Below are 20,064 nucleotides of genomic sequence, written 5' to 3' on the forward strand. Positions count from 1 at the left end.
ACACGTTCCGTCTGGCGAGACATCGCGTTGCGGCTCGCAGCGACGCTCGCGAGAGTCCTTCCGAAGCCCGACAGCGCCGCCGGACTCGACGGCGGCGCTCACCAGAAAGGGAGTGGCATGCTCCGATTCACCGACGTGAGCGTCCGCTACGGCGCGGGCGTGCGCGCCGTGGACGACGTCTCCCTCGTCGTCCCCGACGGCGCCGTCGTCGCCGTCATCGGCGGCAACGGCGCCGGCAAGACCACGCTCATGCGCGCCGCCTCGGGGACCCTCGCCTACCACGGCGGCACCCGCACGAGCGGCACGATCGAGCTCGCCGGCACCCGCATCGAGCGGCTGCACCCGCACCGCATCGTCGCCGAGGGCCTCGCCCTCGTGCCCGAGGGCCGCCACGTGTTCGGCGAGCTGAGCATCGAGGAGAACCTGCTGGCGGGCGCCGCGACGGTGCGCAAGGCATCCGTCCGGGCCGAACGCCTCGATCGGTCCTACGCCATGTTCGAGGTGCTGGGCCGCCGACGCGCCCAGCACGCGGGGCTCCTCTCCGGCGGCGAGCAGCAGATGCTCGCGATCGCACGAGGGCTCATGAGCGGCCCGCGCATCCTGCTCCTCGACGAGCCCTCGCTGGGCCTCGCGCCGCAGGCGGTGAGCCGCATCGCCTCGGCGCTCACGCGGATCAACGCCGACGGCACGACGATCGTCCTCGTCGAGCAGAACGCCGCGATGGCGCTCGGCATCGCCGACGAGGGCGTCGTGCTCGAGCGCGGCGTCGTCTCCCTGCACGGCCCCGCGCAGGAGCTGCGCGACAGCGAGGACATCACGCGCATGTACCTCGGCGGCTCCTCCGACGACGAGGACGAGGCGCCGATCCGATCGACCGCGACCCTGGGGAGGTGGGAGGAGTGAGCCTCGATCTCGCCGTCCACGACGTCACGCTGCGCTTCGGCGGCACGACCGCGCTCGACGGCGTGTCGTTCTCGGTGAGCCCGGGAAGCATCCACGCCGTCATCGGCCCCAACGGAGCCGGCAAGTCGTCGATGTTCAACGTCGTCTCCGGCCTGTACCGGGTCGCCTCCGGCCGGGTGCTGATCGGGGGCGAGGAGACGACGGGTCTCCACCCGTACCAGATCGCGGAGAAGGGCGTCGGCCGCGCGTTCCAGAACATCGCGCTCGTCGGCCACGCGAGCGTGATCGACAACGTCATGGTCGGCAGGCACCGGCTCATGCGCACGGGCTTCGCCGGCGCTGCGATCGGCCTCCCGCCGGCCCGCCGCGAAGAGACCCGTCACCGTGCCCGCGTGCGCGAGATCGCCTCGTTCGTGGGCCTCGACGACGTGCTCGACGCACCGGCCGGGACGCTCTCCTACGGCGGGCGCAAGAAGGTCGAGCTCGCGCGGGCGCTCGCCTCCGAGCCGCGGCTGCTGCTGCTCGACGAGCCCGTCGCGGGCATGCCCGCGAACGAGAAGCGCGAGATCGCCGGCATCGTCCGCTCCATCCGCGACTCGCTCGGCATCACCGTGATCATCGTGGAGCACGACATGCCGCTGATCATGGGCATCGCCGACAGGATCACGGTCCTCGACTTCGGCCGGCGCATCGCCGACGGCACTCCCGCCGAGGTCCGCGCGGACCCGGCCGTCGTCGCCGCCTACCTCGGCGACCCCGACGCCGCACTCAAGGAAGGCCTCGCACCGTGAGACTCGTCCAGCTCCTCATCCTCGGCCTCTCGCTCGGCGCGATCTACGGCCTCATCGCCCTCAGCTTCGTGACGATCTTCAAGGGCACCCGCGTGTTCAACCTCGCCCAGGGCGGCGTGATGCTCCTGGGCGTCTACGTCACGGCGCAGCTGTCGGGTCCGCTCGGGTTCTGGGCCGCCGCCACCGTCGGCATCGCATCGGCCGGGCTGCTCGCGGTGATCCTGCAGCGCATCGTGGCCCTCGCCCCCCGGGGCGACCACCTCGTGCTCACGATCCTCACGGTCGGCCTCGAGGTCATCCTCGCCGCCGAGCTCGCGCGGCTGATCGGCACCCGCATCCTCACGGTCGGCGACCCGTGGGGAGACCGCACGATCAGCGTCTTCGGGGCGACCGTGCCCGTCGCGCGGGTGGCCGCCCTCATCGTGTGCGTCGTGCTCATCGCCCTGTTCTTCCTGGTGTTCCGCAGGACGCGCTTCGGCATCCGCATGCGCGCATCGGCGGCCGACCCCGAGACCGCCGCGCTCATGGGCATCAGCCAGCGACAGGTCGCGATGGTGTCGTGGCTGATCGGCGGAGCACTGGCCGCCGTCGCGGGCCTGTTCCTCGCGATGTTCCCCAACCCGGGGCTGGAGCACTCCGCGCATCTGCTCGCGTTCAACGCCATCCCCGCCGTCATCATCGGCGGCCTCGACTCGAGCGAGGGCGCCATCCTCGGCGGCCTCATCGTCGGCGTCTCCCAGACCCTCGTGACCGGCTACGCCTCGTCGCTCGGGTTCCTCGGCGAGGGCATCGGCGACGTCACCCCGTACATCGTCATGATCGTCTTCCTGCTCGTCCGACCCAGCGGCCTCTTCGGCACGAAGGAGCGACTCCGTGTCTGACCCCACCACCTCCACCCGCAGCCGTGTCGCGCGCGCCGTCGGCCTGCTCACGCTCGCGCTCGCCCTCGCCGCCGTGCCGTTCTACCTCGACGGCTCCTGGCTCATCATCGGCGTCCTGTCGATGGCCGCCGCGGTCGGCGCGATCGGTCTCACGATCCTCGTCGGCACGGCCGGCCAGCTCTCGCTCGCCCACGCGTTCTTCATCGCGATCGGCGCCTACGCCTACGCCTACCTGGCCGGGCCGCCGAGCGAGAGCGGCGTCTCGGGCCTCGGCTGGCCGACGCTGCTCGCGGCCCCGGTCGCCATCGCGATCTCGGCGCTGGCGGGCCTCGCGTTCAGTCCCGTCGCCGCGCGTCTGCGCGGCCTGTACCTGGGCGTCGCGTCGCTCGGGCTCGTGTTCATCGGCCAGCACCTGCTGCGCAACCTCGTACCCGTCACGGGCGGATCGAACGGCCGCAGCGTCACCCCGCTCGAGCTCCTCGGCTTCGAGCTGACCGGCCGGTCTCCCGCGTTCGACGTCCTCGGCGTGCCGTTCGGGGCGCGCGAACGGCTCTGGTTCGTCGCCATCATCGCGCTCGTCGTTGCGATGCACTTCGCGTACGGCATCACCCGCGGGCGACCCGGTCGGGCTCTCACGATGGTGCGCGACAATCAGGCCGCGGCATCGGCACTCGGCATCCCGGTGCAGCACTACAAGGCCTCCGCCTTCGTGCTCTCCTCCGCCTTCGCGGGCGCCGCCGGCGTGCTCACGGCTCTCGCGTTCGGCTATGTCGTGCCGCAGTACTTCGGCCTCATCCTGTCGATCAACTACCTCGTGATGGCGCTCATCGGCGGGCTCGGCTCGATCGGCGGGGCCGTGGGCGGAGCCTTCATCGTCACGGCGCTCCCGCTGGTGCTCGACCGCCTCGCCTCGGGACTCGGCATCCTCGCCGCCGGCGGCTCGGGGGGCTACGACGCGACGACCGTCGCATCGATCGTCTTCGGCGTGCTCGTCGTGGCGATCATCATCCTCGAGCCCGGCGGGCTCGCACAGCTCAGCCGTCGCACTGCGGCCGCGATCAGGCGGCGCAGAAGCGGGAAGAAGCCCGGAGACGGCCCGGCACACACACAGCAGCCGGCGGCCACCCCGCCGGAGCACCAGGAAAGGAAACACAGTGCGACTCACTAGGACGATGCTCGCCGCGGGCGCCGGAGCCCTCGGCATCGCTCTCGCGCTCACGGCGTGCAGCCCGCGCGCCGGCGGCGGAGACCAGCCCGCGGACCCGGACGACGCCCTGCTGACCGATGTCGGCGTCACCGCCGACACGATCACGCTCGGGGTTCTCACCGACCAGTCCGGCGTGTATGCGGCGCTGGGCAACACCCTGGCCCAGGGCAACCAGCTCTACTTCGAGCAGCGCAACGCCGACGGCGGCATCTGCGGCCGCGACGTCGAGCTCGTCGTGCGCGACCACGGCCATGACGTGCAGACGGCGGTCTCGCAGTTCAGCGAGATCGAGCCCGACGTGCTCGGCCTGGTGCAGCTGCTCGGCTCGCCGATCGTCAACGGGCTCAAGGGAGAGCTCGAGGCCGACGACATCCCCGCGTTCATCGCCTCGTGGTCGAGCGACTTCCTCGGCTCCGACCCGATCGTCGTCGCCGGCACGATCTACCCGCTGGACGTCATCAACGGGCTCCAGTACCTGCTCGACGAAGGCCTCATCGCGGCCGGCGACACCATCGGCCACGTGCACTTCCCGGGCGACTTCGGAGAGAACGCGCTCGTCGGCTCCCGCTACTTCGGGGAGCAGACCGGCATCGACGTCGTCGCCGTGCAGGTCGAGCCGAGCGCGACCGACCTGACCGCGCAGATCACGCAGCTCGCGGCCGAGGACGTCACGGCCATCGTCGTGAGCGCCGGTCCGCGCCAGACGGCGTCGGTCGCGTCGGTGGGCACCTCTCTCGGGCTCGACGTGCCGATCCTGTCGAACGGCCCCGGCTTCGACCCCGCACTGCTGGACACGCCGGCCGCCCAGGCCCTCGTCGACCGGCTCTACGTGACGGTGTCGTACTCGCCGTTCGCCGCGGAGAGCGCCGAGGCGCAGGCCATCGAGACGGCCTACGGCGAGACGTTCCCCGACGGCAACCCGACGATCTTCGTCAACTACGGGTACGCCGTGGCGAGCGTGTTCGGCCAGGCGCTGGACGCCGCCTGCGCGGCGGGCGACCTCACCCGCGCGGGCACGATCGAGGCGCTGCGCGGCCTGCCCGAGATCGAGACGGGCATCTTCCCCGCCCTGAGCTTCGCCGACGCGGGGCTCACGTCCTCGCGCGAGAGCTACATCCTGCGCGTCGCCCCCGACGTGCCGGGCGGCCTGAAGATCGAGCAGGACCTGTTCGAGTCGGAGCTGGCCGCGGGCTTCACGGAATGACGACGACGGAGGGGGCGGGATGCCGGCATCCTCGCCCCCTCCGTCGTTCCGGGCCTCGTCCGGGTGCGAGCCGCGATGAGCGTGCCGCCGCTACGGCGCGTACTCCTCCAGCGCCGAACGGATGTCGGTGCGCGCGAAGTCGTCGCCGACGTAGAGCAGCGGCTCGTCGTTGACGTATGCGAGGGCGTAGCTGTAGGTGTCGCCCAGGTTCAGGCGGGCGGGGTGGCCGGAGCCGCGGCCGTAGTCCCTGTAGGCCTCCCCGGCCACATCCGCCTGGGCCTCGTCGAAGGGCACCACCTCGGTGCCCAGTCTGCGCAGAAGCGCCGCAAGCCGCAGAAGCCCCGCGGCACCGGTTCGGCCGTTGACGACGACTCGCGTCTCCACGAGCGTTGCCGCCGACATCCTCGAAGGATGCGCGAGCATGCATTCCTCGATCACATCGGCACCGTCTTCGCGTTGGATCATTGCGACGAGCGCGGAAGTGTCGACGATCACTTCGGCAGACCCATCTCGTCGTACAGCCAGTCACCGTGGTCGCGCATCGCGTCTCGCTGTTCCTGCGTCGTCTCCGCATGGAACTCGTCGATGATGCGGGTGACCGCCGCACGCCGGCGTGCGATCTCTTCATCGGAGTATCGCGGCACAGCGGGCTTCGCACCCCGCAGCTCTTCCAGCCGCCGGCGGACGGCATCCTCCACGGCGCTCGTCTGGCTCATCCCCGTGAGCGCCGCGAGCTCGCGCACGAGCGCGTGGGTCCGCTCGTTCTTGATGTTGAGGCTCATACCGGCATTCTACCTTTCCACCTCCGACACGGGTAGACGTCTACCCACCGATACTGTGGCATCCGCGCCGGCACGGCAGAATTGACGCATGACCGTGCACAACCCGCACCTCCTGCCCGCCCATGCCTGCCTCATCGTGCACGGCAAGGACACGCCGGGCATCATCGCCGCCGTCTCCGCGACGATCACGCGCATCGGCGGCAACATCGTCGCGTTCGACCAGTACTCCGACGACCCGACGGGGGGCGCGTACTTCCAGCGCGTCGTGTTCCACCGCCCCGACTTCGCCGCCGACCGGCCGCAGATCGAGGAGGAGATCGTGCGCGCGCTCGCGCCGTTCGAGCTGGAGTGGTCGCTCACCGACCAGTCGGTGCCCAAGCGCATGGCGATCCTCGCGTCGAAGCAGGACCATTGCCTGCTCGACCTGCTCTGGCGCCACCGCCGCGGCGATCTGCCTGTGACGATCCCGATGGTCGTCTCCAACCACACCGCCGCCGCCGAGGACGTGCGGGCGCTCGGCGTGCCCTTCTTCCACGTGCCCTCGGTGCCCGGGCCCGACAAGTCGACCTCGGAGGCCGAGATCCTCAAGCTGCTCGTCGGCAACGTCGACTTCGTCGTGCTCGCCCGCTACATGCAGATCCTCTCGGGCGACTTCCTGCAGAAGCTGGGCGTGCCCGTCATCAACATCCACCACTCGTTCCTGCCCGCGTTCATCGGCGCCGAGCCGTACAAGAAGGCCAAGGAGCGCGGCGTCAAGCTCATCGGCGCGACGAGCCACTACGTCACGACCGACCTCGACGAGGGCCCCATCATCGAGCAGGACACCGTGCGCGTCACGCACGCCGACTCTTCCGCCGAGCTCGCCCGCCGCGGCGCCGACGTCGAGCGCCAGGTGCTCTCGCGCGCCGTGCTCTGGCACGCCCAGGACCGCGTCATCCGCCACGGCAACCACACGATCGTGTTCTGACCCGCGTATCGGGCCGTGAGACGGGGAGACCAGCGCGGCGGGCCGTGAGACGGGTTTCGATACGCGCGCTGCGCGCGCTACTCAACCAGCGGGAAGACACGCCCCCACCCCACCGGGCACAACACCCCCGGCGAAGCCACCCACCCCGCTGGTCGAGTGCTCGCGGCGAAGCCGCGAGCGTATCGAGACCCCTCCCACGGACCACCGCACCGACCAACGGAGACCCGCGTATCGGACCGCGAGACGGGTTTCGATACGCGCGCTGCGCGCGCTACTCAACCAGCAGGGATGTATCCCCCGGCGGGGCTACACGCCCTGGGTGGGGTCGCTCGCGGCGCGCCGCCCATACCGCTGGTCGAGTGCTCGCGGCGAAGCCGCGAGCGTATCGAGACCCCTCCCACGGACCGCCGCACCGACCAACGGAGACCCGCGTATCGGACCGCGAGACGGGTTTCGATACGCGCGCTGCGCGCGCTACTCAACCAGCGGGGATGTATCCCCCTCAGTGCACGAACTCCATGAGGTCGACGCCGAGGGTGTGGAAGGCGTCGTGCACGCGCACGCGGTGCACGATCGACAGGTCGTCGAAGCACACGGCGAGGGCGTAGGCGACGCTCGCGCGCGGTCCGCCGAGCGCTCCCGCCTCGGCGCGCACGCCGTCGGCGCGGCCGGTCTTGTTGACGAACAGCAGCTGATAGCGGTCGTCGTCGTGCGCCGCGGGGTCGAGGCCCGTCGCGGCGGCGACGAGCGAGAGGTCCTGCCCGAGGCTCAGCCACTCCGCGACCTGCGCGCTCACCGCGGGCGACACGACCCGCGCGTTCAGCAGCGACCGGAACAGGTCGGCGAGCTCGCGCGTCGTCCCCAGCGCCTCGTGCGGCGCGTCGTCGGGGCCGCGCGCGTCGCGGAACCGGTCGAGCACGGCGAGGTCCCGCATCCCGAGCGACGTCAGCCGCTCGCGCACGGCGCCCTGGCCCACGCGGTCGAGCAGCGCGTTCGACGCGGTGGCGTCGCCCATCGCCGCCGCGAGCACCGCGAGGTCGGCGATCGACAGCGACGGCGCCGCGAGACGATGCCAGACGCCGCCGACCGACACGGGCTCGATCGTCGACCGGTCGATCAGCTCCTCCGCATCCAGACGGCCCTCGTCGAGCGCCGCGGCGGTCTCGATCAGCACCGCGACGGTGCCGAGGCCGCCGATGGGCATCACGACGTGATCGTCGCCCGCCACGACCTCCGTGCCGCGGTCGAGGTCGATGACGCGCAGCGACACGAGGGCGCCCGCGCAGGCGAGCCCGTCGAGCGCCCGCATCGTGTCGTCGAACGTGCTGCGCTCAGCGGCGCGACGTCGCTCGGCGCGGCCGCCCGGCGGCGCGGCGCGCCGGGTCGCGCCCACGCTCGGCGGCGCGGCGCGCCCCGACCGCGAGCGGCGCGTCGATCGCGAGGTCATCACCAAATGGTGACACGGTCCTCGGGTGCGAGCCACAGCGCGTCGTCCGACGTGACGCCGAACGACGCGTAGAACTCGTCGAGGTTGCGCACGACCTGGTTGCAGCGGAACTCGTTCGGCGAGTGCGGGTCGATCGTGAGCAGGCGGATCGTCTCGGCATCCCGGCTCTTCTGCTGCCACACCTGCGCCCAGCTGAGCAGCAGGCGCTGGATGCCGGTGAGCCCGTCGATCACGGGGCCGTCTCCACCGTCGGGGCCCAGCGAGAGACGGTACGCCTTGATCGCGATGCCGAGTCCGCCCAGGTCGCCGATGTTCTCGCCGATCGTGAGCGCCCCGTTGACGGTGTGCTCCTCGCCGAGGCCCTGCGGCACGAGCGCGTTGTACTGCTCGATGAGCGCGACCGTGCGCTGCGTGAACGCCGCGCGGTCGTCGTCGGTCCACCAGTCGCGCAGGGCGCCCGTGCCGTCGAACGCGCTGCCCTGGTCGTCGAAGCCGTGGCCGATCTCGTGCCCGATGACCGCGCCGATGCCGCCGTAGTCGGCCGCCGCGTCGCGCTCGAGGTCGAAGAACGGGGGCTGCAGGATCGCCGCGGGGAACACGATCTCGTTCATCAGGGGGTTGTAGTAGGCGTTGACCGTCTGCGGCGTCATGTACCACTCGTCGCGGTCGATCGGCCCGCCGAGCTTGGCGATCTGCCGGTCGTGCTCCCACGCGTTCACGCGGTGCACGTTGCCGATGAGGTCGTCGGCGACGATCTCGAGCGTCGCGTAGTCCTTCCAGACGGCCGGATAGCCGACCTTCGGGGTGAACGCCGCGAGCTTCTCCAGCGCGCGCTCGCGGGTGGCCTCCGTCATCCAGTCGAGCTGCGAGATCGACTGACGGTAGGCCTCGATGAGGTTCGCGACGAGCGTGTCCATCTCGACCTTCGCCTGCGGCGGGAAGTGCCGCTCGACGTAGACGCGGCCGACGGCCTCGCCCAGGGCGCCCTCGACGAGGCTCACGCCGCGCTTCCAGCGCTCGCGGTTGACGGGGACGCCGGTCAGCTCGGTGCCGTAGAACGCGAAGTTCGCGTCGACGAACGCGTCGGGCAGGTAGGCGGCGTGCGCCCGCACGACCCGCAGCTGCAGCCATGCCCGCCAGTCGTCGAGCCGTTCCTCGCCGAGCAGCGCGCCGAGCCCCTCGAAGAAGCTCGGCTGGTTCACGTTGACCTCCGCGAAGCCGTCGTCGCGGCCCGGCGCGACGGCCTCGCGCCAGGGGTCGAGGTCGACGCCCGCGAGGCCGCGCAGCTCGTCCCACGTCATCAGGTTGTAGGTGGCGACCGCGTCGCGGCAGCGCACGTTGTCCCAGTGGTGCGCGGCGAGGTCGTGCTCCAGCGCGACGACGCGATCGGCGCGCGCCGCCGCGTCGTCGATGCCCGCGAGCTCGAGCATCGTCTGCACGTAGCCGCGGAACGCGGCACGCGTGCCCTCGAAGTTCTCCAGCCGGTAGTAGCTCTCGTCGGGCAGCGACAGGCCGCTCTGCACGAAGAACGCGACGTAGCGCTGCGGGTCGCCCGGATCGGGCTCGATGTACACGCCGATCGGGCTGCCCACGCCGATGCGCTCCAGCTCGCCGACGGTGCGCAGGAACGACGGGATGCCGTCGATCGCGGCGACCCGCTCGAGCAGCGGCTCCAGCGGTGCGCTGCCGAGCGCGGCGATGCGCTCGGTGTCCATGAAGCTCGTGAACAGGTCGCCGATCTTGCGCGCCTCGGTGCCCGGCTCCGCGGCCTGCGACTGCTCGACGATCGCCCGCACGTCCTTCTCCGCCTGCTCGGCGAGCAGGTGGAACGATCCCCAGCGCGCCTTGTCGTCGGGGATCTCGGTGCGGTCGAGCCACGCGCCGTTGACGTGGCGGAACAGGTCGTCTTGGGGCCGGATGTCTGCGCTGAGCTCGTCGAGCGCGATGCCGGAACGGGGGGCGTCGGTCATGGCATCCACCCTACGTCCGCCGTCACGCACTCCGTGCTCCCGGCATGCATCGAACACGCCGCGCCCCGCTACGTGCCGCGCAGCGCAAGGGCCGGTTCGAGTCGCGCGGCGCGAATCGCGGGGAGCACGGCGGAGAGCGCTCCTGCGAGCGTGCCGGCGGCCACGGCGACCAGAGCCCCGCCGAGGTCGAAGGTGGGCACCCATCCCAGCGTCATGCTGAGCGTGGTGGTCGCGGCGATCCCGACGGCGAGTCCGGCGATCCCTCCCGCGAGGCCGAGGAGCGATCCTTCGAGGAGGAAGAGGAAGCGGATGTCTGACCGGGTGGCCCCGACGGCGCGTCTGAGGGCGATCTCGCGGGTGCGGGACAGCACGGTCAGGAACATCGAGACCGAGCTGGTCAGGCAGACCAGCACCAGGAGCACGGAGGAGATGACGAGGACGTTCACGGCGAGGTCGGCGTTCACGCCCGTGGTGAGCCGGCGGAGGTCGGCGACCGTCTGCACGATGACGTTGCCGGGCTGGACGGGATCGAGGGCGAGGGGGAGGGCTTCGGCGACCTTCGCGGGCAGTCCTGGTGCGGTCCGGATGACGATCCTGCTGTCGCTCCCGCGGGGAACGGTGAAGTCGGCGAGGGAGACGAGGATCGTGTGCGGGAGCGCTGCGTCGCGCTCGGCGGATCGGATGAAGCCGGCGACGAGCACCTCTTGGCCGGCGAGGACGATCGTGTCACCCACGCGGTCGTTCGCGATGCCCAGCTTCTCGGCGGCGCCGTGGCCGAGGATCGCGACGGGCGTGCCGTCTTCGGCGTCGATGAGCTCCGCCGCATGGGTAGGTGATGTCGTGACGCCGCCGACGGCGAGGAAGCCCCGGTCGATCGCGACCACGGGGGAATCGGCGGAGACCGTACGGGTTCCTACGGTCCGGTGCGGTTGGGAGTCCGTCCCCGCAACGAGGACCTTGGTGCCGGCGGACACGACGCCGTCGATGCCGCGCACCGACTCGAGCTCCTCCGCACGACCGTCGGGATCGTTCAGCAGGATGGTCACCTCGTCGAGCGCGGCGGCGCTGAGCTTCTCTGAGATCTGGTCCGCGGCCGTGGCGCTCATGTTGACGGCGGTCACGAGACCCGCGATGGCGATGACGAACGCGGCGAGCATCGTGAGGGTGCGCAGCGGCGAGAGCAGCAGTGCGCTGAGCGCGTCGCCGATCCGCCATCCGGATCGCCGCGGTCGCGACGGCGCGGCGAGTCCGCCGTCCCGGCGTGCGGGAGGTCGCCGCCGAGGGCCGGTGACGACGTCGCTCTCGATGCGGCCGTCGCTGATCGTCACGGTACGACGGGCGGCCCGAGCGACCTCAGCGGAGTGCGTCACGATCACGACCGTGGTGCCGTCGGCGTTGAGGTGCGCGAGATGGTCCATCACCCGGGCGGTGTTGCGGGAGTCGAGGTTTCCGGTGGGCTCGTCCGCGAGGACCACGAGCGGGTCGCCCGCGACCGCTCGCGCGAAGGCGACCCGCTGGCGCTCGCCGCCGGAGAGGGTTCCGGCCGTCTGGTCGGCGGTGTGAAGCATGTCGAACCGGTCGAGGGCGCGGGTCACCGACTCGACCTGGACGGGAGGGCTCGCCCCGCGCATCCTGAGCGGCAGCGCGACGTTGCGTGAGACGGATTCGCCGGGGAGCACGAACGAGTCCTGGAAGACGAAGCCGAACACCTGCGCGCGCAGCCGGTCACGTTGCTCCTCCCCCAGTTCACGGGTGTCGATGCCGTCGATGACGTACTCGCCGCCGTCGGCGAGGTCGAGCAGGCCGAGGACGTTGAGGAGCGTCGACTTTCCCGCGCCGGACTGTCCGACGATCGCGACGAACTCGCCGCGATCGATCGTGAGGTCGATGCCGTCGAGCGCGGTGTCCTGACCCTGGGAGTACCGGCGGGTGACGCCGCGAAGCTCGATGAGCGCGCCGCTCACGGGCTCAGCCGGATCGTGTCCCCAGGGGCCAAGCCGGAGGACTCGTCGATCTGCGCCCAGCCGCCGGCCGTCTCGACCACGACGACGGCCAGTCGATCACCTGGCGCATGACCCGACACGTCCTCGACGACGACGTACGGGTCGGAGTCGGCGGATCGGATGGCGGTCAGCGGGATCGCGAGCACCGGCTCGCTCTCCTCGCCCACGGAGACGCGCACCACGGTGCCGTCCGGCAGATCCGCCCAGCTTCCGGGCAACGGTATCGTCACATCGCGCCCGGGCGGCACCTCGCCTCCTCCGGCGGTGAACTCTCCCACGGCCGAGACGACGGCGACCTCGTCGCCCTCTCCCGAGGTGGACAGCGTCACCTCGGCCCCGACCGGGAACGCCTGCTCTTCGAGCACCGTGATGCGGACGGTGACGGTGGACGGCGCCGTGCGCAGCACGACGAGCGGCGGCTCCGAGGATGCGAGCGACCCCACCGCCGCGACGTTCATGACGGTGGTCGTGTCGGTGAACAGCTGGACGATCTCGTGCACATTGATGTAGCGCTGCTCGACGGAACCCGCCGGCGGCGTCTCGACGGCGCCGGCGGCGCCCGTCTCGGGATCGGATGCCGGTGTCACCGTCTCGGTGGGGAGCGTGTAGCCGTGGCTCTCCCACAACTGCTCGGCGGCCCCCATCGTGTACCAGGTGAGACGCTCGTCGACGTCGAAGTCCGTGCCGCCCGCCGCAGCCAGTGCCGCCTCGAACGCGCGCACGTCGGCGCCCTCGTCGCCCACCCGGAGCGAGCGATACAGCGGTGCGTCCACGCGGAGGGCGATCATCGGCCGTCCCGCCACGGCCAGCACGAAGGACCCGTTCTGCAACGGCTGGCCCGCCGTCACCCCCACCGACGTGACATACGGCACGACGTCGGCGCCCTCACGTGCCGCATGTCCGATCTCGAGCGTGTCACCGGCAGTGACCTTCCCCTGCACCACGGTGCGATCCACGATGGCGCGTGACTCGACTGCTGCGGTCACGAGCGCGGGCTCGTCGTCGCCGAGCCCCTCGACGGCCGCCGACCGCGGAAGCGCAGCGCCCACGACGAAGCCGATCGCCCCGATCAGGACGACGATCGCGGCGAACGCTGCAAGCATCCACGGGCGGACCACCCACGGCAGCCGCACGACCCCTCTTCGGTCCATGCGTCCTTCAGCCATGCGTCGCGATGATCTCGTCTGCCCGCCTCAATATCTCCGCCTGCTTCTGCACCGAGGCGTCCAGCGCCGCCTGGTTCTGGTCGATCAACGCGGCCTGGTACTGCGCCTCCAGCGAGCTCAGCCTCTCGATGAACCTCGTCTCCCGCTTGCACGTCACGTCGATCACCGCCACTCGGATCTGCGCCTCCAGTTCGTCGGGGATGTCGGCAGGGCCGAGTTGTTCAGGACCCTCCCCGCGCGTCAGACCGTTGTCCTCAAGACAAGCCGCCCAGGCAGCGAACGCGTCTTTCGCCCTCGGGTCCTCCAATGCGAGGAAATAGGCCTGTCCGTCGAGCTCCGCGGGCAAATAGAGAGAGCGGTCGTCGCCGACATCGGGGAGAACCCCCCGCTGGATCACGGGAAGCTGCTCGACTGAGCGAAGACATTCGATCTCGGCCCGATCCTGCGCTTCACTGCGGTTCGCATAGGCCTTCTCGGCCTCATCATCCATCTTCTCTCGCAGGGACAGGAAGCGCGCGGGCAATTCGTAGCCATCCGCTGAGGCAGCGGCGAGGTCCCAGATCCCGTAGCGGCGATCAACGGGGATGAGATACTCGGATGGCGGAACGTCGCTATGCCAGAAGTCGTAGCCCTTCTCCTCCACGCACTGTTCCACCTGAGCGTTGAACGCGCGGTCGATCCGATCGAGATCGGCATCGGTCATCATGTAGCGGTCCAGCGGGAAGACGAAGCGGGACTCGTCCCATCTCAACTCCGCCGAGACGTCGGAGTACCCCGAGATGTCGACGGAGGGGAGACTCGGCGGCGGACTCGCCGGGGCATCGCTGCAACCCGCCAGAAGGACGACTGCCGCTGCTGTCACCCACCCGACCGAGTGCCGACGGCGCGTACGGTTCACCAGAAGGTGCAGAACCGGTTCGGCTTGCAACTGCTCGCTGCCGCGCAGTAAGGCGCCGCCACTCCGATGACGAGCCCTGCCGGCACAACCGATGTCGCCGGCGACGCAGAGATGCCGCGCTGGAACTTCCCGAACACCATGCCCATCATGCCCCCCGGCATCAGTACTTCTCTTGTCGGCACGTTTCGCTCGGTGCCATATCCATGTTGCATCCCGCGCGAATGCCTGTCAACCCTCCATCGCCGACGTGCGCGTGATGCCGCAGGACGATGCCGGTCATCGCGCAGGCCGGCGCAGACCTGGCGGCTCACCCCTCGCGCTCGAGCACCTGCTCGGCGCAGCCGCGCGGCACGAGCCGGCCCTCGAAGCGCGCGGCGGTCCACTCCAGCAGGTCGGCGACGGGGCGCTCGCGGCGCAGCTCGACCAGCTCCACGTGCTCGTAGCCCTCGTACAGGCGGTAGTCGACACGCATCCCGGCCTCGCACATCCGGCCGACGAGCCGCTGCTGCGTCGCCGGGGTGATGACCGAGTCGCGGCCGCCCTGCATGACGAGCACCGGGGAGAGGCCGCGCTCGGGCGGACGGTTGTCGCTCAAGTGCTGGCCGAGCGGGCCCGACGTCGGCGGCCGCGCGAAGATCTGCGGGTCGCTCTGCGAGCCGAGGTCGGCGACGACCGACAGCACCGTTCCCGGATCGGACAGGCAGCGGTCGGCCATCGCGCGCACGATCGTCTCGACGCCGGGACGGATGTAGTCGCGGTAGCGCACGTCGGAGTAGACCGCCTCGTACGAGGCGAAAGCGAACGCCGCGAAGATGCTCCCGCCCGTGATCTCGCGCATGCGGCCCACGAGCGCCGCGGGATCGGCGGCCGGTGCGAGCGCGGCGACCCCGCGCACGAACACGTCGGGCGCATACTCGCGGGCGAGCGCGCCCGTCCACAGCGCGGCGCCACCGCCCTGAGAATGGCCCCAGACGACGGTCTTCGTGCTCAGGTCGGCGTCGTCGAGCTCGCGCGCCGCGCGCACGGCATCCAGCGACGCGTAGGCGCTCGGCGGGCCGATGAGGTACGGATGCGGGCCCTCCGTGCCGAGGCCGATGTAGTCGGTGGCCACGAGCGCCCAGCCGTTGGCGATGACCTCGCGCAGCACGAACATCGCGCCCGACCAGAACGGCTTCACCTGCAGCGACGGCGCGCAGTGCTCGGCGAAGCCCGTCGTGCCGTGGTTCCAGTCGACGACGGGCCAGTCGCCGTCGCCCTCCGCGGGAACGACCACGAGGCCGCTCGCGACGCGCACCCCGCCATCCATCCCCGTCGTCGTGTAGAGGATGCGCCAGCCGCGCGCATCGGCGGGCACGTCGCGGGTGAACTCCTCGGCGCGCACCAGGCGCCCCGGCTCATCGGGCACGTCGCGCGGCGCCGCGTAGAACTCGTCGACGACGGGCGAGCCCTCGCGCAGCGGCGCCGTGAGCCCGACCGTCGCCACGGCGAGCGCGACCGCGCCGAGGGCGACGACCGTGCGCCCCCAGCGGCGCACCGGCGCAAAGCGCGCGGAGGAGGCGGCATCCCTTCGCGCGCGCACGATCGTCCACAGGTCGGCCACGCCGCGCATGATGAGCCACGCCCCGAAGACGACCGCCACGACGAGCAGCGTGATGTCGGGCCACGTGAGCGCGAGCGCGCCGAAGAGCAGGCCCGACAGGCTGAACGCGGCGTCGGCGATGCGGCGGTCCCACGGGCTGTCCTCGCGGAAGACGCCGAGCAGCCCGAGAAAGCCGTTGAGCAGCAGCAGGCCGCCGACGAGCGCCGCGACGAGCCGCACCGTCAGGGCGGGCGAGATGAGCACGAACAGGCCGCCCGCGATCCACAGGGCGCTCAGCAGCAGGCGCAACGGCTCGCGCCGCGAGCTCGACACCCGCTCGGCGGGCTCGAGGATGCCGGTGAGCACCATCGCGCCGCCCATCAGCAGCGCCAGCACGTCGAGCGCCGTCGTGGGGCGTATGACGATCACGGCGCCGAGCGCGACCGAGGCGACGGCGAGCACGACGCGCAGCCACGTGGGCATGCCGCGGTACAGGCGCATGAGCACGCGCTGCCACGGCATCACCATGCTGCACCTCCTCCGGGGCTCTCCACCCTACGTTCACGCCATCGCCCCCGGCCCGGCATCCTTCGCGTGTCCCATCGCGCGGGGCAGGACCCGCCGGCGCGGGGCGTGTCGGCGGGGGCGCGTAGGGTCGTAGGCATGCCGAGCAGCCTCAACCGCGACATCCTGCGGCTGGCGGTGCCGGCGCTGGGCGCGCTCGTCGCGGAGCCCCTGTTCCTCGCGGTGGACGCCGCACTGGTCGGGCACCTCGGCGTCGCGCCGCTCGCGGGGCTCGGCATCGCGAGCGCCGTGCTGCAGACGATCGTCGGCCTCATGGTGTTCCTCGCCTACTCCACGACGCCCGCCGTCGCCCGGCGCTTCGGCGCGGGCGACCGCACGAGCGCGGTGAGCGCGGGCATCGACGGGCTGTGGCTGGCCCTCGCGCTCGGCGCGATCCTCGCCACCCTCGGCGCCTTCTTCACGCCCGCGATCGTCGCGGCGTTCGGCGCGGCCCCCGAGGTCGCCCGCGAGGCGGAGATCTACCTGAGCCTGTCGATGTGGGGCCTGCCCGCCATGCTCATCGTCTTCGCCGCGACGGGCCTGCTGCGCGGCATGCAGGACACCGTGACGCCGCTCTGGATCGCCGGCGCGGGCTTCGCCGCCAACGCCCTGCTGAACTGGCTGTTCATCTACGGGTTCGGCTGGGGCATCGCCGGCTCGGCCGCCGGCACGGTCGTGGCGCAATGGGCGATGGTCGGCGCCTACGCGCTCGTCATCGGCCGCCTCGCGCGCCGCTACGCGGCATCCCTGCGCCCGCAGGCGGGCGGCATGCGCGGCTCGGCGCGCATGGGCGGCTGGATGTTCCTGCGCACGCTCTCGCTGCGCGCCGGCCTGCTCGCGACGGTCGGCGTCGCCGTGGGCCTCGGCACCGAGGAGGCGGCGGGCTGGCAGATCGCGTTCACGATCTTCTCGATCGCGGCGTTCGCCCTCGACGCCCTCGCGATCGCCGCGCAGGCGCTCATCGGCAAGGGGCTCGGCGCCGAGGACGAGCCCTACGTGCGCCGCGTGCTCGGGCGCACCGTCGCGTGGGGGTTCTGGTTCGGCGTGCTCGTCGGCGGCCTCATCGCGGCCGCGTCGGGCGTCATCGGCATCCTCTTCACGGGCGATCCCGCGATCGCCGCGCTCCTCCGGCCGGCGCTCCTCGTGCTCGCCGTGGCGCAGCCGCTGTGCGGCGTCGTCTTCGTGCTCGACGGCGTGCTGATGGGCGCGGGGGATGCCAGATACCTCGCGGTCGCGGGCGGTCTCACGCTCGTGCCCTACGTCCCGGCGCTCGTGCTCGTCGCGGTGCTGCATCCGACCGGCGCGACGGGCCTCGTCTGGCTCTCGGCGTGCTTCTTCGGCCTGTTCATGCTCGCCCGCGCCGCGACGCTGCTGTGGCGCGTGCGCCGCCCCGACTGGCTGCGCCAGGTGGCGTGAGCGGCGTCATCCCGGCAGCGGTCCTGACGGCACGCCCAGCAGCTCTTCCAGGGCGTCGAACACGGCGTCGACCTGCGTCGGCGTGATGTCGCCGTAGCCGACGACGACCCCGTTGAGCGCGGCGGCCGTGCGCGGCGTCGCCGCGTAGCGCGACAGGTCGGCGACCCGGATGCCGCGGCCGGCGAGCCGTGCGACGACGTCGGCGGCCACGACGAGCGCCGGCGGCCACGTGAGCACGACGTGCAGCCCGCCCTGGAGCGCGGCGGCGCGCACGCCCGCGGCCGCGAGCCGCTCGGCGCGCGCGGCGATGCGGTCGCGCTTGTGCGCGTAGTCGCGTCGCGCCCGGCCCACGTGCCGCCGCAGGGCGCCGGTGCGCAGCAGGTGCGCGAGCGCGAGCTGCACGGGCTCGGCGACGACGGGGCCGCGGGCCTCGCGGGCCGCCCGCAGGGCCTCGCCCACGGGCCCGGGCGGGATCGCGAGATACGCGCAGCGCAGCCGCGGGTCGAGGATCTTCGAGAACCCGCCGGCGTGCACGACGACGCCCTCGGCGTCGAGGGCCGCGAGCGCCGGCACGGGCGACCCGCGGTGGCGGAGCTCGCTGTCGTAGTCGTCCTCGATCACGACGACGCCCGCGCGCGCCGCCCCCTCCAGCAGCGCACGCCGGCGCGCGACCGGCATGACCGACCCGAGCGGATACTGGTGCGTGGGCGTGACCATCACGGCATCCGCGCCCCGCACGCGCGACAGCGCACCGAGGTCGAGCCCCTCCTCGTCCACGGCGACGGGGACGAGCTCGGCGCCCGATCCGGTCAACGCCCGGCGCCCGCCGATGTAGCCGGGGTCCTCGACGACGATGCGCGGCGCGCGCCCCGCCCGGCTCCGCAGCGCGTCGACGACGAGCGAGAGCGCGTCGCCCGTGCCGGCGCACACGATGACGCGCTCCGCGCCCGGCGCGAACCCGCGGCTGAGCGCGAGCTGCGCGGCGACCTGCTCGCGCAGCTCCGCCGTGCCCTCCGGGGGCGTCGTCGCGGCCCGCACGGGCGCGCCGAGCGCGGCCCGCCACGCGGCGCGCATGTCGGCGGCGGAGATCGCGGCGATCGCCGGATGCCCCGGCGTCGCGTCGATCGCGAGGCGGGCGGCGACGGCATCCGCCGGGGTCGGACGGGCGCCCTGCGCGGATGCCGGCGCACCGGCCCCGCCGCGCGCGTCTGCGGCGTCCGGCCCGACGTGCACGACCGCCGCCACGCGCGTCACGGCGCCCTGGCGCGTGCGCAGATACCCCTCGCCGTCGAGCTGCTCGTAGGCGGCGGTGACCGTGCCGCGCGCGACGCCCCACTCGGCGGCGAGCGCACGCGTGGACGGCAGCGGGTCGCCGAGGCGCAGCGTGCCGTCGTGGATGAGCCTGCGGATGCGCTGCACCACCTCGGCCGTCTTCGAGCGCGGCGCAGGCGGGGATGCCGGCGGGGACGGCGTCGGCACGGCGTCCGTCGACTGGCCCATTGCATACCGTCCCTTCTGGACCATGCACTGGCCCAGTTGCGAGCCTATCGTCGTGGCATGACCGCATCCGCACCCCGCCTGACCCTCACCCGCAAGCGCGACCGCCAGTCGCACGATCCCGCCGTGCTGCGCGAGATCCTCGCGGAGGGCTGCGTCGCGCACGTCGGCTTCGTGCGCGACGGGCTGCCGATCGTGCTGCCGTTCCTCTACGGCATCGGCGACCTGGGCGACGGCCCCACGATGCTGCTGCACGGCTCCACGGGCGCCGGCGCGATGCGGGATGCCGCCGACGGGCTCGTCGTGTCGGCGACGGTGACCCACCTCGACGGCATCGTGTTCGCCGACTCGACCTTCGACTCGTCGGCGAACTACCGCAGCGCGATGGTGTTCGGACGCGCCGTCCCGGTGCCCGACGAGCGACGCGACGAGGCGCTGTGGCAGATCTCCGACCACCTCATGCCGGGCCGGCGCGCCGAGGTGCGCGAGATGACCCGCAGGGAGGTGCGGGCGACGCAGGTGCTCGCGCTGCCGCTCGACCGGGCGAGCGTGAAGGTGCGGTTCGCGGGCACCGGCGGGACGGCCGCCGACGGCTGGACGGGCGTGCTGCCGCTCGCGGTGCGCGCCGGGGCGCCGATCGCCGAGGCGGATGCCGCAGGGCCCGTCGCCGCGTCGGTCTCCGCGCTGGCCGATGCCCTCGACACCCGCGCCGCCGCGCGCCGCGCCCGGCTCGCCGCGCTGATCGCGGGGGCGTGAGTCCTCGTCCCCAACGCAGCACCTCGCGATTCT

Annotated in this window: 17 protein-coding genes; 8 read left to right on the forward strand and 9 right to left on the reverse strand. The window is 72.1% G+C overall.

Translation table 11 applies throughout. The features are described 5' to 3' along the window. Positions 1-117: 117 nt before the first annotated feature. The 5 genes from AOA12_RS18355 to AOA12_RS18375 are packed head-to-tail and all read left to right on the forward strand — an operon-like array spanning position 118 to position 4,986. Positions 118-903, forward strand: coding sequence for an ABC transporter ATP-binding protein (locus AOA12_RS18355; RefSeq protein ID WP_054686154.1), 786 nt, complete (start codon positions 118-120; stop codon positions 901-903). Continuing rightward, entirely contained in the window at positions 900-1,694 is a 795-nt protein-coding gene (locus AOA12_RS18360) for an ABC transporter ATP-binding protein (RefSeq protein WP_231637127.1), read from the forward strand. The genes AOA12_RS18355 and AOA12_RS18360 overlap by 4 nt, the downstream gene beginning before the upstream one ends. Continuing rightward, positions 1,691-2,575 carry a branched-chain amino acid ABC transporter permease gene (locus AOA12_RS18365; protein WP_054686159.1) on the forward strand — a complete coding sequence of 295 codons (885 nt, stop codon included), beginning with the start codon at positions 1,691-1,693 and terminating at the stop codon, positions 2,573-2,575. The genes AOA12_RS18360 and AOA12_RS18365 overlap by 4 nt, the downstream gene beginning before the upstream one ends. Continuing rightward, on the forward strand, positions 2,568-3,743 hold the full coding sequence (locus tag AOA12_RS18370) for a branched-chain amino acid ABC transporter permease (RefSeq protein ID WP_054686162.1): 1,176 nt from the start codon (positions 2,568-2,570) through the stop codon (positions 3,741-3,743). The genes AOA12_RS18365 and AOA12_RS18370 overlap by 8 nt, the downstream gene beginning before the upstream one ends. Then, positions 3,730-4,986: an ABC transporter substrate-binding protein gene (locus AOA12_RS18375; protein ID WP_156366578.1), complete on the forward strand. Its 1,257-nt coding sequence runs from the start codon at positions 3,730-3,732 to the stop codon at positions 4,984-4,986. The genes AOA12_RS18370 and AOA12_RS18375 overlap by 14 nt, the downstream gene beginning before the upstream one ends. Positions 4,987-5,076: 90 nt before the next feature. On the opposite strand, the gene AOA12_RS18380 is transcribed toward AOA12_RS18375, so the two are convergent. Then, on the reverse strand, positions 5,077-5,481 hold the full coding sequence (locus tag AOA12_RS18380; RefSeq protein WP_054686168.1) for a type II toxin-antitoxin system VapC family toxin: 405 nt from the start codon (positions 5,479-5,481) through the stop codon (positions 5,077-5,079). Next, positions 5,478-5,768: a type II toxin-antitoxin system VapB family antitoxin gene (locus tag AOA12_RS18385; protein ID WP_054686172.1), complete on the reverse strand. Its 291-nt coding sequence runs from the start codon at positions 5,766-5,768 to the stop codon at positions 5,478-5,480. The genes AOA12_RS18380 and AOA12_RS18385 overlap by 4 nt, the downstream gene beginning before the upstream one ends. A gap of 88 nt (positions 5,769-5,856) precedes the next feature. On the opposite strand from AOA12_RS18385, the gene purU reads away from it, so the two are divergent. Beyond that, positions 5,857-6,735: a formyltetrahydrofolate deformylase gene (purU, locus tag AOA12_RS18390; RefSeq protein ID WP_054686178.1), complete on the forward strand. Its 879-nt coding sequence runs from the start codon at positions 5,857-5,859 to the stop codon at positions 6,733-6,735. A gap of 502 nt (positions 6,736-7,237) precedes the next feature. On the opposite strand, the gene AOA12_RS18395 is transcribed toward purU, so the two are convergent. The 6 genes from AOA12_RS18395 to AOA12_RS18420 all read right to left on the reverse strand — a co-directional run bounded on the left by AOA12_RS18395 (position 7,238) and on the right by AOA12_RS18420 (position 16,326). Continuing rightward, positions 7,238-8,182 (reverse strand): serine hydrolase, encoded by a 945-nt coding sequence (locus tag AOA12_RS18395; protein ID WP_054686181.1) that lies wholly within the window; start codon positions 8,180-8,182, stop codon positions 7,238-7,240. Beyond that, the gene (locus tag AOA12_RS18400) at positions 8,182-10,152 is read right to left on the reverse strand and encodes a M13 family metallopeptidase (RefSeq protein ID WP_054686184.1); all 1,971 of its coding nucleotides are present in this window, start codon (positions 10,150-10,152) and stop codon (positions 8,182-8,184) included. The genes AOA12_RS18395 and AOA12_RS18400 overlap by 1 nt, the downstream gene beginning before the upstream one ends. Before the next feature lie 68 nt (positions 10,153-10,220). Next, entirely contained in the window at positions 10,221-12,116 is a 1,896-nt protein-coding gene (locus tag AOA12_RS18405) for an ABC transporter ATP-binding protein/permease (RefSeq protein WP_054686187.1), read from the reverse strand. Continuing rightward, the gene (locus tag AOA12_RS18410) at positions 12,113-13,321 is read right to left on the reverse strand and encodes a hypothetical protein (protein WP_156366579.1); all 1,209 of its coding nucleotides are present in this window, start codon (positions 13,319-13,321) and stop codon (positions 12,113-12,115) included. The genes AOA12_RS18405 and AOA12_RS18410 overlap by 4 nt, the downstream gene beginning before the upstream one ends. Further along, a complete protein-coding gene (locus tag AOA12_RS18415; protein ID WP_156366580.1) occupies positions 13,314-14,027 on the reverse strand; it encodes a hypothetical protein in 714 nt (237 codons plus the stop codon). The genes AOA12_RS18410 and AOA12_RS18415 overlap by 8 nt, the downstream gene beginning before the upstream one ends. A gap of 499 nt (positions 14,028-14,526) precedes the next feature. Then, positions 14,527-16,326 carry a lipase family protein gene (locus AOA12_RS18420; RefSeq protein ID WP_054686195.1) on the reverse strand — a complete coding sequence of 600 codons (1,800 nt, stop codon included), beginning with the start codon at positions 16,324-16,326 and terminating at the stop codon, positions 14,527-14,529. A 135-nt stretch (positions 16,327-16,461) separates the two neighbouring features. Between AOA12_RS18420 and AOA12_RS18425 the strand changes: the two genes are divergently transcribed. Then, a complete protein-coding gene (locus AOA12_RS18425) occupies positions 16,462-17,778 on the forward strand; it encodes an MATE family efflux transporter (protein ID WP_054686197.1) in 1,317 nt (438 codons plus the stop codon). Positions 17,779-17,784: 6 nt separating this feature from the next. On the opposite strand, the gene pdxR is transcribed toward AOA12_RS18425, so the two are convergent. Then, positions 17,785-19,278, reverse strand: coding sequence for a MocR-like pyridoxine biosynthesis transcription factor PdxR (gene pdxR / locus AOA12_RS18430; RefSeq protein WP_054686199.1), 1,494 nt, complete (start codon positions 19,276-19,278; stop codon positions 17,785-17,787). 57 nt (positions 19,279-19,335) lie between these two features. Between pdxR and AOA12_RS18435 the strand changes: the two genes are divergently transcribed. After that, the gene (locus AOA12_RS18435; RefSeq protein ID WP_054686201.1) at positions 19,336-20,031 is read left to right on the forward strand and encodes a pyridoxamine 5'-phosphate oxidase family protein; all 696 of its coding nucleotides are present in this window, start codon (positions 19,336-19,338) and stop codon (positions 20,029-20,031) included. The last annotated feature ends 33 nt before the right edge of the window (positions 20,032-20,064 follow it).

The organism is Microbacterium sp. No. 7, from assembly GCF_001314225.1.
Lineage (GTDB): Bacteria > Actinomycetota > Actinomycetes > Actinomycetales > Microbacteriaceae > Microbacterium.